Source organism: Mesorhizobium sp. (assembly GCF_004962245.1).
Taxonomy (GTDB): domain Bacteria; phylum Pseudomonadota; class Alphaproteobacteria; order Rhizobiales; family Rhizobiaceae; genus Mesorhizobium.
Genome location: NZ_SUHQ01000002.1, coordinates 204,823 through 218,816 on the forward strand (window position 1 = coordinate 204,823; position 13,994 = coordinate 218,816).

Consider the following 13,994-nt stretch of genomic DNA (forward strand, 5'->3'; position numbering starts at 1 on the left):
CGATGCGAAACATCAAACGCGCCTTCTGGGGCATGCTGGCATTGGTGAGTGTTCTGTGGGTCTTTGCAGAACCCCAGGTGTTTCAGCCGGCCAGTTTCCTCGCGCTTCGAGGAACGATGGTTCAGTACAGCGGCATCATAGCCATGGCAGCAATGAGCGTGGCCATGATCCTGGCGCTGCGGCCGCGTTGGCCGGAGCCGTGGTTTGGCGGGCTGGACAAGATGTATCGCCTGCACAAGTGGCTCGGCATAGCGGCCCTCGTCGTCTCCGTAGTCCATTGGCTGTGGAGCCAGGGACCGAAATGGGCGACCGGCTGGGGCTGGCTCGAGCCGCCTGTACGCGGAGCGAGGCCGGTTCTGGAAAATCCGGTGCAGCAATTCCTCTCGACCCTGCGCGGTTCTGCGGAGGGCTTGGGTGAATGGGCGTTCTATGCCGCCGTGCTGCTGATCGCGCTGGCGCTTATCAAGCAATTTCCCTACCGCCTGTTCTACAAGACGCATCGCTTGTTGGCCGTCGCCTATCTGGTGCTGGTGTTCCATTCGGTGGTGCTGACCAGCTTCAGCTACTGGACTTCGCCGGTCGGCATGGGGATGGCGCTGCTCTTGGCGGCGGGCACCTACGCGGCGCTTGTCGTCCTGCTGCGTCGCGTCGGTGCGGCCCGGCAGGTTCAGGGCAAGATCGCCTCGCTCCAGTATTATCCCGGCGTGCGGGCGCTCGAGACGGAGATCGAGGTGCCGCATGGCTGGCCCGGCCACAAGCCCGGCCAGTTCGCCTTCGCGACCTCGAACACGTCGGAAGGCGCTCACCCTTACACCATCGCCTCTGGGTGGAATGAAAAGGATCCGCGGATCACGTTCGTCACCAAGGCACTGGGCGACCACACCAGCCGCCTGCGCGACAAATTGCACGTCGGGCAGGAGGTGAAGATCGAAGGGCCATACGGCTGTTTCACCTTCGATAACGGCCAGCCCCGGCAGATCTGGATCGGCGGCGGCATCGGCATCACGCCGTTCATCGCCGGCATGAAGCATATCGCGCTGGAGCGGCATGCAAACCCGAACCAGCCTCGACCTCCGGTGATCGACCTGTTTCACACGACCACCGAGTATGACGAAACAGCCATCGCCAAGTTGAAGGCGGATGCCGCGGCCGCGGACATCCGCCTGCACGTCCTGGTTGACGCCCGCGACGGTCTCTTGACCGGCGAACGCATCCGCGCTGCGGTACCGGAATGGCGCGCGGCCAGCATCTGGTTCTGCGGTCCGGCAGGTTTCGGCGAGGCGTTGCGGCTGGATTTCGCCGCACAGGGGTTGCCGGTGACGGAGCGCTTCCATCAGGAACTCTTCGCCATGCGGTGAATGCGGCTGCCGCCCCAAGCCGCCACCCCGGTCACATCTCACGCTGGCTGCAATTCCCTGCGTGGCAGTCGCGGGAAGGCGATCGCCACCGCCACCGCGCCGAGCCCGACAAGGGCCGAGCCGATGAACAGCCAGGAATAGCTGGCATAGGCATCGAACACCATGCCGCCGGCCAGCGGACCGAAGGCCATGCCGATGCTGGACAGCATGGTTGCGGCACCAAACACCGTGCCGAGGATGCGCTGGCCAAAATACTCGCGCGCCAGCACCGCATAGAGCGGCATGACGCCGCCATAAGTGGCGCCGAAGATGACGGCGAGCGTGTAGAATTGACCCAACTGGCTCACAGTGAGATAGGCTGCGATGACCACGGCCTGTATCGCCAGCCCGGCGATCAGCACCAGCTTGACGCCCAGCCTGTCGGCAAGGACACCGTACAGAAGCCTGCCGCCCAGGCCGGCAAGGCCCTCGACGCTGTAGATGCTGACGGCCGCCATCGGCGCTATGCCGCATAGCATCGCATAGCTCACCATGTGGAAGATCGGCCCCGAATGCGCCGCGCAGCAGGCAAAGAAGGTGAGCGCCAGAACAATGAACTGTGGCGAGAGCAACGCTTGGCGCACCGACATGCCTGCACCCGCGGCGACCGGCTCTGCAGCGGCGTCGGCAGCGGCAGGCTCCGGCGGCTGACGCACCAGAAGGGCCGCCGGCAGGAGCAGCACCCATGCCATGATGCCGATGTCGAACATGGCGATGCGCCAGTCATAGGCCGAAATCAGCCAGCCCGCGAAGGGCGAGATCGTCATTGGTGCCACGCCCATGCCGGCCGAGACCAGCGAAACGGCAAGACTGCGGTTGGTGTCGAACCAGGCGGTGGTCAGCGCGATCATCGGCGCGAAGAAGGCGCTGGCCGCGAGGCCGACGAGCACGCCATAGGTTGCCTGGAAGACAAGCAGCGAGTTGGTGCGGCTCGCCAGAACCAGCGCCAGCCCGAGCAGCGCAGCACCAGTCATCACGACGATGCGGGCGCCGAGGCGATCGTAAATGGCGCCCCAGGCGAAGCCGCCGACGCCCATCACCAGGAAGTTCAGCGTCATAGCGCTCGATATGCCGGCGCGCGACCAGCCCGTGTCGAGCGTCATCGGTTCGAGGAATATCGCCAGCGAGAACATCGCCCCGAGGGCGACACAGGTCATCACAGCACCTGCCGCAACGATGACCCAACGATAGGAAAGGTTCATGCTTTTTCTCCCGAGATCGTTTGACACGGCGCGACCTCTTTCGAGCTTCGTCACACCGCTTGCGTCCGAAGGACGATGTCACAGCGTGAAATCCGACAATCCGGTTGCATTTTTTATCCAGTCTGGAAAAGCGCATCCCTGAATTGCTTCGTTGCATTGACGGTGCATCGTCCGAAGCTAGATTCCAACCTTTGCGATCAGGAGGCATCAGGCATGGAACTTCATCGCGGCCGGCTCATCGACCACATCCAGCTGGTGGTCAGGGATCTCAAGGCCAGCCGACGCTTCTACGAGGCGGTTCTCAAGGTGCTCGATGTTCCCATAGGCGGTAGCGCCGAGGATTACTTCTGGGCCGACGAGCTGTTCGTCTCCAGCATCGACAGCCGGGCGGCCAACGGACACCTGACCGGGCGCCATCACTTTGCCTTCCAGGCAAAGGACCGCGCGATGGTCGACGCCTTCTACCAGACCGGGCTCGAGGCCGGCGGCACGGACAATGGCGCACCGGGCGAGCGGCAGCACTACCATCCCGGTTACTATGCCGCCTTCCTGCTCGATCCCGACGGCAACAACATCGAGGCCGTCTTTCACGGGCCAGCCAACCGCAGCGCCGCTTCGGTGAAGATCACGTTCTAAAGCGCGTCGCGTCTGAAAGGCGACGTGCTCTTTTGGGCGACATGCATTGGCTTCGGCTGTTCGTTGTTTCGCTCGCGAGCCAGGGAGATCAAGGATGACGGACGACGAAAGAGCAATCCGAAAACTGGTCGCAACGTGGATGGATGCGAGCAAGCGTGGAGACACCGCGACCGTCCTTAGCTTGATGACGGACGACGCGATCTTCATGGTTCCCGGCCGGGATCCCTTCGACAAGGAGAGCTTCGCGACTGCCGCGCAGGAGATGGCCGGCGTTCATATCGACGGCACGAGCGATATCGTGGAACTACAGCTTCTCGGCAGTTGGGCCTTCATCCGCAGCCGCATCGACATGACCGCGACCCCGCCGAATGGAGAGCCGGTCCATCGATCGGGATATGCGCTGACGCTCCTGCGCAAGGAGGCGGATGGTGAGTGGCGGCTCGCCCGCGACGCAAACCTGCTGACCCCGCAGGGCTAGAGCCGGTCGCCGCCCTCTCTGCACCGAAAGGCGCGCCAGGGGGAGCGATAACATGGCGGAGATGCGATGCAGGTCGCCCTGAACAGCGTTCCCCTCCTTCACCTCATCACACCGGCAAGAGGGCGTTCGGCTTGACATCGGCGATGGAGGCGAAAGTGTGCGTTTCGCGCACGCCGGGCAGTGGCAGGATGACCCGCTGTAGGAAATCCTGGAACACCGCCATATCGGCGATCCGCGCCTTGACCAGATAATCGAAACCGCCAACCACCATATGGCACTCCAGAATCTCCGGAGCTTTCGCCACGGCTTCGGCGAAGCGGTCAAAGACATGCGGCGCCGTGTGGTCAAGACGGACCTCGATGAACACTAGCGTTCCCCGGCCGACCTTGCGTGGATCGAGCATGGCCCTGACCGCGGTGATGAACCCATCGCGGAACAGGCGCTTCACCCGCTGGCTGGTTCCAGTCGGCGACAGCCCAACACGCCCGGCAAGATCAAGCGTCGTCCGGCGCCCGTCCTCCTGCAGCAGCCGGAGCAGGCTGCGGTCTATCTGGTCGAGATTTTCCATTTCATAATCCACGCTATCTCCAGGATTAATGCGCTGATCTCACGCAGAAATGCCAAAATTAGCGTATTTCATCACATAAAATCTCGCAATAGCCTGCGCTTCCCTCGCCCATTCAGAGTAAACGTGGTGAGCCGATTTCGACCAACACAGGAGTGCAGGATGACCAAGGAAGCGTTCAGCCAGGCCGGCAAGAGTGCGGCGGAAATCAGCAAGGGAGCGGCCGAGATCCTGGTGCTGAGCGAAGCCGATGTGATGGCGTGCATCGACCTCAACCAGCTTCTCGATGTTCTGGAAGACGGCTTCAAGGTGCTTTCACAAGGCAAGGTCGTCAATCCACCCCGACCACAACTCGACATCCCCGGGGCAGGCTACAGCCTCGCCATGCCGGCCTGGATGGAGGGGATGAATTTGACCGTCAAGATCGTCAATGTCTTCGAAGGCAACCTGGCAATCGGCCTGCCCAGCCACCTCGCCACCATCAGCCTGTTTGATCCGCTGTCCGGCCTGCCAGTCTGCATCATGGACGGCACCTTCATAACCGCTGTGCGAACCTCCGGCTCCGCCGTGCTGTCGGTGCGCGCGCTTGCGCGCCGGGATGCCAGGATAGCGACGGTGGTCGGCGCCGGCGTGCAGGCGAACCAGCACCTGCATCTGTTGCCGCTGGTGCGCGACTTTGCCGAAATCCGCGTCGCTTCGAAGAGTTTCGACGATGCGGCAGCGCTTGCCCGGCTGCATCCGTCGGTGGTGGCAGTCGCCGACCTCGAGGCGGCAGTGCGCAGTTCCGACGTGGTGTGCCTGGCGACCCACTCCTACCAGCCGGTGATCGACGCAGGCTGGGTCCAGCCGGGCACGCATGTCTCGTCGGTCGGGGTGGCGCCGCCCGGCGGTGAAATGCCGATCGAGCTCATCGGCAAATCCAGTCTTTTCATCGAGACCAAGGATGCATTCAAACCAACCCCGGTCGGTTCTTGCGAGCTTGCCGGCTTCGACCCGGATTTCGGCACCGAGCTTGGCGCCATGCTGCTCGACCGCGCGCCGGGCCGCGTTTCGGATCAACAGATCACCACCTACAAGGCGATGGGCATTGCGATGGAAGACATGGTCGCCGCCGACCTCGCCTATCGTTGCGCCCGGCGTCTGCGCAAGGGAAAGCTCATCGTGCTGTAGGCGCGTGCCGCGAGTAGGTGGGATCGACGTTGCTGACGCTTTCGCGGAAGCGGCCGGGCTAAAGGCCGGCCCTCAGGCCGGCTCGCGCTTCAGCGCCTGCGCCATGCAGTGGATGCCGCCGCCGGTCTTCGAGATCTCGCTCATGTCGACCGCCGCCACCTCGAAACCGCGCGCCTTGAGTTGGCCGATCAGCGTCTGGCTCGAGGTCGGCGCGATTACCCGGTCCTTACCCAACGACATGAAGTTGCAGCCGAGCGCCATCGTGTCCTGGAACGGCACGTCGATGATCTCGTGGCCCTTGCCCTTTAGCCAATCAACGATGCCCGGCTCCGTACAGGCCAGGCAGACGGCGGTCAGCTTTTCGGCGATCGGCACCACCATCAGGTCGATATGGACATAGTACTCGTCGATGAAGGCGATGCGGGTCTCCCAGCCCTCCTTGTCGAACCAGGCCTGGACCTGACGCGCGCCTTCCTCTTGAGTGCGGGCGCCGCCGCAGCCGATCAGCACCACGCCATCCTCGATGACGTTGAAGTCGCCGCCCTCGAACGTGCCTGCGGTGACCATGTCGTAGATCGGGATGCCGAGCTTCTCATAGGTGCGGATCGCCGCATAATTCTCGCCGCGCCGCCACCAATTGGCCATCGCTGTGATGATGGCGCCGTACGGCGTCATGACGCTGGAATCGCGCGAATAGACCTGCATCGGCAGTTCCGGCGTCGGCTCGTGCCAGTGGATGTTGACGCCGAAATGCTCGTAGGCGGCGACCAGATCCTTGTGCTGCGCCTGCGCGATCTGGACGTTGCAAGGCGCCTCGCGCAGATGTTTTCGCGAGAGCGAGCTGGTCGAGAGGTGGCGCAGGAAATTGGGCGAGCCGAGCAGCACGTCGGTCAAGACGTCGGTTTCGTTGGCGAAGCCCCAGGCGGTCAGCGGCTTGGTGCCGCCGGCCGGGTTGCGGCGCTGCAGTGAAAACGGTTCTGCTACGATGCGGTCATGAACGGTCATGGGGTTCTCCTGATGCGGGTGATGATGTGGCTTGGCAGGTGCTTGGTATCCACCAGTCCCGTCCGCGCGGGGTGGTGACATATTCCGGCCAGCGGAAATGGATCGGCGGTTCGTAGTCGCAGAGCGGCGCCAGCCAGTTCGAGCCGCCAATGCCACCGCCGGTGCGGGTGACGAATTCATCCATCGCCGCATCGCGGGCGGCCTTGTCTTCCAGCAGGCGCAATGCCGCGAGCGCGATCGTCTTCGCGGCGCAGATGACCATCGGGTCGATGGTGGCGGGAATGCCGCCCAGCGCGTTCATCGCCCAGGATGGATAGGCGTGGCCGCTCTCGGAGCGCAGCGCCGGCCGGGCGACGTAGAACCGCGCCGTCGGCGTGTGCCACGACATGTCGGTGTAATCGTCGGAGGTCGAATTGAGCTGCGACGGCGGCAGGTCGCGACGCAGCAGAGCCTCCGCTTCCTGCGGCGCGATCAGCCGCTCCAGCTCGGCGATGAAAGGTTCGTCGCTCGCCATGCCACCGGCATTAACCTGGATTTCGCGCGCGACCGCCTTGGCCGCCTCGTTCCAGCGCGGCGGCCCGACCGTCGACAGCGCCTCATAGGCAATACCGGCCATGGCGTGATTGGCCAGCCCCGGCCGCGACTTCGACACCCAGTGCCGCTCGTACCGGCAACCGCTCATTTTTGCGGCCGCTTCGGCATTGCGATCGAGCATGGCGGTGACCTGCTCGGCCATCGCTAAAGTCGGCACGCGGATCATGTACTGGATCTCGGCCAGACCCGCCGGCAGATTGTCCGCTGTCGCCTGCCCCGCCGTCAGGATCGCCTCGCTGATCGACCAGCCGCCCTGATGCGGCAGCATGGAATCTCGCAGCCCCTTGGAGGCCATGTACATCATCATGAGCGCGTCGTTGGCGCCGGGCGCCCTGACCGCCGAATGCGCCTGCGGGATGGGCGCTGCGTCGCCTGCCGCCCTCGCCCAGTGTTCCGGTTCGTCGCAAATGAAACGGTAGATCATCGCATAGGCCGCGCCGCAATGCGTGTCCCAGCGCGCCGTGTTGCAGAGCGGCAGCATGTAGAAGGGATGGAAGGAGATCATGCCGGCGAGCCCGTCATAATAGCCCTTCGCCGCATGGATCGGCTTTGATCCCCGCACCTTCTCCGCCGGCTCGCCGGTGAAGCGCAGCGTGCCCGGTATGCCGTGGCGCTGCATTGCCGCCTTGGTAGCCAGCAGCCCGCCGAGGCTGGCAATGCCGAGGCCGGAATGCGGATCGGTGTGGCCGCCGGCCTGTTCGCCGAGACCCGGACGCGGTCGCTTGACGGTCGCAGCATCCTGGCAATTGCCGGGCACCGCGTCGTATTCGGCGTACATGCCGATCGTCGGGCCGACGCCATTGGTCCAGTGGGCGCAAAAGGCGGTTGGCATGCCGCCGGAGCCTTCCTCGACGGAAAAACCCTCGTGCTTCAGATGCTCGACATACCAGGCGGCCGACTGGTATTCGCGCCAGGCGGTCTCGCCGAAATCGAAGATCGTCCGCGTCCATGCCGACAGTGACGACTGGATGTCGTCCAGACAGGCAAGCGCGGTTGCTTGAGCCGAGTTCGTCACCGGTTCCTCCATGGGACGAGAAGAAAGCAGTGAAGCGCCTCGCCAAAAAGTGATATGTTTTCCCGGCATATGCAAATTCGGTTCACCTGAGGCCTCTTGCGAATACCTTCCACTCAGGCGCTGCGCGCCCTCGACAGTTTTGCCCGACATGGCAGCGTATGGCGCGCCGCCGACGAACTGCATCTGACCCGCAGCGCTGTCAGCCATCAGCTTCGCCTGCTCGAACGCGATCTCGGCTTCGACCTGCTCGAACGCATCGGCAAGGGCGTGGCGCTGACGCCGCGCGGCCAGCGCTACGCCAGTGACGTGCGCAAGGCGCTGACGGTGCTGGGCGACGCGGTGAGCCGCCATGCCGGCACCGGCGTCGGCGGCTCGTTCAGCGTCAGCTGCACGCCGGGCTTCGCCTCGCTGTTTCTGTGTACTCACATTGGCGAATTCCGGCAGATGTACCCCGATGTCGCGCTGCGCATCCTGACGCCGCGGCGGCTGGACGACGTCAGCAATGCCGAGGCCGACGCCTTCATCGCCTTCGGCGTCGGCAACTGGCCGAACCGGGCGGTCGAGCTCCTATGCGAGATTTCGTTTACACCGCTGTGCAGCCCGACGCTGCTCAACAAGATCGGTGGGTTTTCCAAGCCGGCCGACGTGCTGCGCGCCAATCTCCTGCATCTCGGCGACACCGAGGACTGGGCGCGCTGGCTGGCGCTGTCGAAGGTCGAGAATCCCGACGTCGAGGGCGGTATCTTCTTTTCCGACATGAACCTGGTTTTCTCGGCGGCGATCGCCGGCCAGGGCATCGCCATGGGCGACGAGCTGACCAGTCGTCGGGCGCTCAGCGAAGGCCGGCTGGTGCGCCCCTTCGACATCGCGATCAAATCGCCGCGCTCCTACTTCCTGGTTTCCGAGCATGCCAAGGCGTCACATCCGGTGCTCGACGCATTCGGGGGGTGGCTAAGGTCGAAGCTGTCGGAGAACCAGCGCTAATCTCCCCCCTCGAGGGCGAGATGGCCGCGAAGCGGCCAGAGGGGGTCGGTCCGACGGGGCCCGGCCTTCTGCTGCAGAGATGGTTGGCGCTCTACGCGAGACGACCCCCTCTGTCGCCTTCGGCGACATCTCCCCCGCAAGGGGGAGATTGGCGCCATAGATGAATCAAATTTGCCGATCAGGCGAAAACTATTCGGTTGCGGTGAGCGGCCGCCCTGCCTACGATTTCGATCAGCATTGAGGACAAAGGCAGGATGCAGCAACCCGGCCGGGCCGCAGAGATCAAGGCAATCGGGATCGGCAAGAGCTTCGGCTCGTTCCGTGCGCTGGACGATCTGACGCTCGATATCGGCCGCGGCGAGTTCCTGACCCTGCTCGGACCCTCCGGTTCGGGCAAGACCACCTTCCTGATGATTCTTGCCGGTTTCGTGCAGCCGACCGACGGTCGCCTTTACAGCGACGGCGTCGACATCACCGAGCGGCCGGCCGAGCAACGCGCCGCCGGCATGGTGTTCCAGGGCTACGCGCTGTTCCCGCACATGTCAGTCGAGGCCAACATCGCCTTCCCGCTCAAGGTGCGCAAGAAATCGTCGGCCGAGATCAAGCGACGTGTCGGCGAGATGATCGAGCGCGTCGGGCTGAAGGGCCACGAAAAGAAACTGCCGTCGCAATTGTCCGGCGGCCAGCAGCAGCGCGTGGCGCTGGCGCGTGCCTTGGTGTTCGAGCCGGGCGTGCTTTTGCTCGACGAGCCGTTCTCGGCGCTCGACAAGGGCCTGCGCGGCCAGATGCAGGCCGAGATGAAGCGACTGCACCAGGAGACCGGCACCACCTTCGTCTTCGTCACCCATGACCAGAGCGAGGCGCTGGCGCTGTCGTCGCGCGTCGCCATCTTCAACCATGGAAAACTGCTGCAAGTGGGTAAGCCGGACGAGGTCTACGACCGGCCGGCCAACCGGTTCGTCGCCGAGTTCCTCGGCGAGATCAACATGCTGCCGCTGAAGGGCGTGCGCAATGCCGACAATGGCGCCATCGGGCTGTGCGAGGACCGCACTGTGAGCCTGCGTGGCAATGCCGGCGCCGTCGGCAGCAATGCCATCCTGGCGATCCGGCCAGAATACATGTCGATCGCGGCCGAAGCGGCAGCGGGCGAGAACGGCATCGCCGCGACGGCGACCGCCTCGACCTATCTTGGTGCCGCCACGCGGCTGGATCTCACGACGCGCCAGGGCGCCAAGGTGACGGTCTCGGTACCGAACGAGGTCGCCGCCTCGGCACTCAGCAAGGGCAATTCCGTATGGCTGACATGGCCGGCGGAAAAAGGTTTCCTCCTTCCGGACGGAGGACAATGACGATCGGCGTGGCGGAGCGAAATCCGCCAGGCTGACTTTCGCCGAAACACCAACAACAAAAAGGGGAACTGAGATGACAAGCAATTCAAAGATGAGCGAAACCAAGAAACACTCCATCGAAACCCTGTCCGCCAGGGCGGCGCGCGGCGAGATCTCGCGCCGGCAGTTCACGCAGCTGGCCGCACTCGTGCTGGCCGGCACGCCGATGCTGCTGCGCTCGACCGGTGCCTTCGCGCAGGCCAAGGAGCTGGTGCTGGTGAACTGGGGCGGCGACGCCATCACCGCCTATGACGCGGCCTATGGCCAAGCCTTCACCAAGGAGACCGGCATCACCGTCAAGATGGACGGCTCCGGCCCGACCGAAGGCGCGATCGCCGCACAGTTCAAGAGCGGCGCCCCGACCTGGGACCTCGTCGACGTCGATCCGTTCTCGGCCATCACGCTCGGCGCGCAGGGCATGCTGGAGCCGATCGATTATGCGATCGTCGACAAGAAGAAGATGCGCGAGGGCTTCGGCTGGGAACATGCCGCTTCGACCTACTTCTTCTCCTATGTCATCGCTTATGATTCCGAGAAATATGGCAGCGAAGCACCGACCGGCATGGCCGATTTCTTCGACGTGGCAAAATTCCCCGGTAAGCGCTCGCTCTACAAATGGGGCGTGTCGAGCTGGGAAGCGGCATTGCTTGCCGACGGCATCGCGCCGGCGGAGCTCTATCCGCTCGACCTCAAGCGCGCGCATGACAAGGTCGCCGCCTTCAAGGAGAACGTCGTGGCGTATTGGGGCGGCGGCGCCGAGAGCCAGAGCGTTCTGCTTAACGGCGAGGCCTCGATGGCAATCGTCTGGTCGACCCGCGCCTCGCTGATCGAGCAGGATTCCGGCGGCCAGATCAAGTTCATCTGGGACCAGGGCCTGATCTCGCCCGGCGCGCTCGCCGTGCTCAAGGGCAATCCCGGCGGCAAGGAGGCGGCGATGAAGTTCATCGCCAGCGCCCAGGATCCGCAAAAGCAGCTGGTCATGTTCGACAAGCTCGGCCAGGGCCCGGCCAATCCGGCCGCCGATGCGCTGATCCCCGCCGACAAGAAGCGCATCAACCCTGTCGACCCCGAAAACATGAAGAAGCAGATCGCGCTCGACATGGAGTGGTACGCCAAGAACTACGGGGCAGCGCTCGACGAGTACACGAAGATCATCTCCGCCTGATAAGCCGGGATAACCGGGGTCGAGATGAAAGCATACCTTTCCGACAGGATGGGCGCGGCGCTGTTGATGGCGCCGCTGCTCCTGTTCCTTGGTGCCGCCTATGCCTGGCCGTTCCTCGGCGTCGTCAATTGGAGCTTCACCCTGCCCGAACCGGGGCTCGGGCAGTACGGCGCGCTGGCCACCGATCCGCTTGTGCAGTCGGTGTTCATCCGCACCCTGCGCATCGCGGCAATCGTTACCCTGCTATCCGTCACTGCCGCCTATGCCATCACTGTGGTCTGGGTGCGCGGCACGCCGATGCAGCGCGTGGTCGCCGAGTTCTGCATCCTGGTGCCGTTCTGGATCTCGGTGCTGACGCGCGCCTTCGGCTGGGTGGCGCTCTTATCCAATCGTGGCCTGATCAACACCTGGCTGCAAGCGATCGGCTTCATCTCGGAACCGCTGACGCTGGTGCGCAATGAGTTCGGCGTCATCGTCGGCATGACGCATTTCCTCATTCCCTTCGCCGTATTTCCGCTGGCGTCGTCGATGCGCAGCCTCGACGACCGCGTGCTGCTGGCGGCGCGCGGGCTCGGCTCCAGCCGCATGCGCACCTTCTGGTCTGTCTTCGTGCCGATGACACGATCCGGCATCATCGGCTCGGCGCTTATCGTGTTCGTCTTTTCGCTGGGCTTCTTCGTGACGCCGGCGATCCTCGGCGGCGGCCGCAGCGTGATGATCGCCGAGCTGATCTATCTCCGCATCTTCCAGAGCCCGGACTGGGGATTGGGGGCTGCGATCAGCGTCGTGCTGGTGCTGTTCGTCGGCGCGCTGATGGCGCTGCTGTTCCGCTATGTCAGACCGAAGCAGATGATCTGATGCCGACCTACCGCCCCGGCCCCGTCTCGCTGATCCTCGCCGCACTCGTCGCGCTGTTCCTGCTGTTGCCGCTGCTTGCCGTTATCCCGGTGTCGCTGACGCCGAGCCGCATGCTGGCGATGCCGTCCGGCGAATTGTCGCTGCGCCACTACCGGGCGCTGATCGAGGATCCGCGCTGGATCAACTCGATCCTGCTCTCGATCAGGATCGGCGTCGTCAGCAGCGCCTTCTCCACCGTGCTGGCGCTGTGCTTCAGCCTTGGTGTGTGGATGTTCCAGCCGCGCTTTACCGCCGTACTGGTCGGCTTCGTGCTGCTGCCGATGGTGGTGCCGCCGGTCGTCTCGGCGATCACGCTCTACTTTCTGCTGACCTCGATCTCGGGTGTCAGTTCGTTCTTCGGCTACGACACCTGGCTCGGTGTCGCCATGGCGCATGCCGTGATGACGGTGCCCTTCGCCACGGTGCTGATCCTCGTCTCGCTCAGCCAGCTCGACCGCCGCATCGACCTTGCCGCGCGCGGCCTCGGCGCCACGGTGTGGGAGCGCGCCACCCGCATCATCATGCCCAACATCAAGTTCGGCATCGTCACCGCGGCCTTGCTGTCCTTCGTGCTGTCCTGGGAAGAGATCGGCGTCACCCTGTTCATCACCTCGGTTAACGCCATCACGCTGCCAAGGCTGATGTGGATGGGCCTGCGCGACAACATCGACCCGGCGATCGCCGCCCTCTCGGTGATCCTGATCATCATCACGGTTTTGGTGCTGGCGGTACGCAGCTTGGTGGGCAGGCTGCGCGGCGCGCACTAAGAGCGAGGCAAGCCGGATCTAAAGCCGAAATTCGTCGGAACAAGTTGCGCCGATCCGTGTTGACTAGGGCCTCCGACAGCGGATGGCTCACCAACGGGAGATCGGAAAATGGCGACAACGAAAAAGGCCTCAACGTCGAAGACCAAAAGCCTCGAGGATCTGTTCCTCGACGGCCTGAAGGACCTCTACTACGCGGAAAAAAAGATACTGAAGGCCCTGCCCAAAATGGCCAGGGGCGCAGAAGCGAAGGAGGTCATGGCCGCGTTCGAAAAGCATCAAATGGAAACCGAGGGTCAGGTCGATCGCCTCGAGCAGGTGTTCGACCTTCTCGGAAAGCCGGCCCGCGGCAAGACCTGCCCCGCCATCGACGGCATTCTCGAAGAAGGCTCGGAAATACTCGAAGAGTATAAGGGAATTCCGGCGTTGGATGCAGGCCTCGTTGCCGCGGCACAGGCTGTGGAACACTATGAAATAGCCCGCTATGGCACGCTTATCGCGTGGGCCGAACAGCTGGGCATGAAGGATGCCCTGCAGCTTCTCAGGACCACGCTGCAGGAAGAGGTGGCGACAGACGAAGCTCTCACAAAGCTGGGCGAATCCGGCGTGAATGAACGCGCCCTCGCAGAGGCCGCATGATCCCTTGCTATTCCCTGGGCCCTGGTGTTTGCCATCAGGGCTCAGCCCCTTCCTCAGCGAATGACATTCCGCTGCCTGCCTAGCGCCGCTGTTGC

General features: G+C 63.8%; 14 protein-coding genes. 10 read left to right on the forward strand and 4 right to left on the reverse strand.

The genetic code is table 11. The features are described from left to right. Positions 1–2: 2 nt before the first annotated feature. Positions 3–1,358, forward strand: a complete 1,356-nt coding sequence (locus tag E5X88_RS02920) for a ferric reductase-like transmembrane domain-containing protein (protein WP_292158059.1) — start codon at positions 3–5, stop codon at positions 1,356–1,358. 38 nt (positions 1,359–1,396) lie between these two features. Here E5X88_RS02920 and E5X88_RS02925 read toward each other — a convergent pair whose 3' ends face one another. Then, positions 1,397–2,599, reverse strand: coding sequence for an MFS transporter (locus tag E5X88_RS02925; RefSeq protein ID WP_292158061.1), 1,203 nt, complete (start codon positions 2,597–2,599; stop codon positions 1,397–1,399). 213 nt (positions 2,600–2,812) lie between these two features. Between E5X88_RS02925 and E5X88_RS02930 the strand changes: the two genes are divergently transcribed. Beyond that, a complete protein-coding gene (locus E5X88_RS02930; protein WP_292158064.1) occupies positions 2,813–3,235 on the forward strand; it encodes a VOC family protein in 423 nt (140 codons plus the stop codon). A gap of 94 nt (positions 3,236–3,329) precedes the next feature. Beyond that, positions 3,330–3,713: an SgcJ/EcaC family oxidoreductase gene (locus tag E5X88_RS02935; RefSeq protein WP_292158066.1), complete on the forward strand. Its 384-nt coding sequence runs from the start codon at positions 3,330–3,332 to the stop codon at positions 3,711–3,713. 106 nt (positions 3,714–3,819) lie between these two features. On the opposite strand, the gene E5X88_RS02940 is transcribed toward E5X88_RS02935, so the two are convergent. Next, positions 3,820–4,281, reverse strand: a complete 462-nt coding sequence (locus tag E5X88_RS02940) for an Lrp/AsnC ligand binding domain-containing protein (protein WP_292158332.1) — start codon at positions 4,279–4,281, stop codon at positions 3,820–3,822. Between the two features lie 159 nt (positions 4,282–4,440). On the opposite strand from E5X88_RS02940, the gene E5X88_RS02945 reads away from it, so the two are divergent. Then, positions 4,441–5,448 (forward strand): ornithine cyclodeaminase family protein, encoded by a 1,008-nt coding sequence (locus E5X88_RS02945; RefSeq protein ID WP_292158068.1) that lies wholly within the window; start codon positions 4,441–4,443, stop codon positions 5,446–5,448. A 72-nt stretch (positions 5,449–5,520) separates the two neighbouring features. On the opposite strand, the gene E5X88_RS02950 is transcribed toward E5X88_RS02945, so the two are convergent. Then, the gene (locus E5X88_RS02950; protein WP_292158070.1) at positions 5,521–6,453 is read right to left on the reverse strand and encodes a dimethylarginine dimethylaminohydrolase family protein; all 933 of its coding nucleotides are present in this window, start codon (positions 6,451–6,453) and stop codon (positions 5,521–5,523) included. Beyond that, positions 6,440–8,074: an amidohydrolase gene (locus tag E5X88_RS02955; protein ID WP_292158072.1), complete on the reverse strand. Its 1,635-nt coding sequence runs from the start codon at positions 8,072–8,074 to the stop codon at positions 6,440–6,442. The genes E5X88_RS02950 and E5X88_RS02955 overlap by 14 nt, the downstream gene beginning before the upstream one ends. An 84-nt stretch (positions 8,075–8,158) precedes the next feature. Between E5X88_RS02955 and E5X88_RS02960 the strand changes: the two genes are divergently transcribed. The 6 genes from E5X88_RS02960 (at position 8,159) to E5X88_RS02985 (ending at position 13,899) form a co-directional block, all read left to right on the forward strand. After that, the gene (locus tag E5X88_RS02960) at positions 8,159–9,046 is read left to right on the forward strand and encodes a LysR substrate-binding domain-containing protein (protein ID WP_292158074.1); all 888 of its coding nucleotides are present in this window, start codon (positions 8,159–8,161) and stop codon (positions 9,044–9,046) included. 254 nt (positions 9,047–9,300) lie between these two features. Continuing rightward, on the forward strand, positions 9,301–10,395 hold the full coding sequence (locus E5X88_RS02965) for an ABC transporter ATP-binding protein (RefSeq protein WP_292158076.1): 1,095 nt from the start codon (positions 9,301–9,303) through the stop codon (positions 10,393–10,395). A gap of 91 nt (positions 10,396–10,486) precedes the next feature. Continuing rightward, a complete protein-coding gene (locus E5X88_RS02970; RefSeq protein WP_292158334.1) occupies positions 10,487–11,599 on the forward strand; it encodes an ABC transporter substrate-binding protein in 1,113 nt (370 codons plus the stop codon). A gap of 24 nt (positions 11,600–11,623) precedes the next feature. Further along, the gene (locus E5X88_RS02975) at positions 11,624–12,457 is read left to right on the forward strand and encodes an ABC transporter permease (protein WP_292158078.1); all 834 of its coding nucleotides are present in this window, start codon (positions 11,624–11,626) and stop codon (positions 12,455–12,457) included. Continuing rightward, entirely contained in the window at positions 12,457–13,263 is an 807-nt protein-coding gene (locus E5X88_RS02980) for an ABC transporter permease (RefSeq protein ID WP_292158080.1), read from the forward strand. The genes E5X88_RS02975 and E5X88_RS02980 overlap by 1 nt, the downstream gene beginning before the upstream one ends. A 108-nt stretch (positions 13,264–13,371) precedes the next feature. After that, on the forward strand, positions 13,372–13,899 hold the full coding sequence (locus E5X88_RS02985; protein WP_126043283.1) for a ferritin-like domain-containing protein: 528 nt from the start codon (positions 13,372–13,374) through the stop codon (positions 13,897–13,899). Positions 13,900–13,994: the final 95 nt, after the last annotated feature.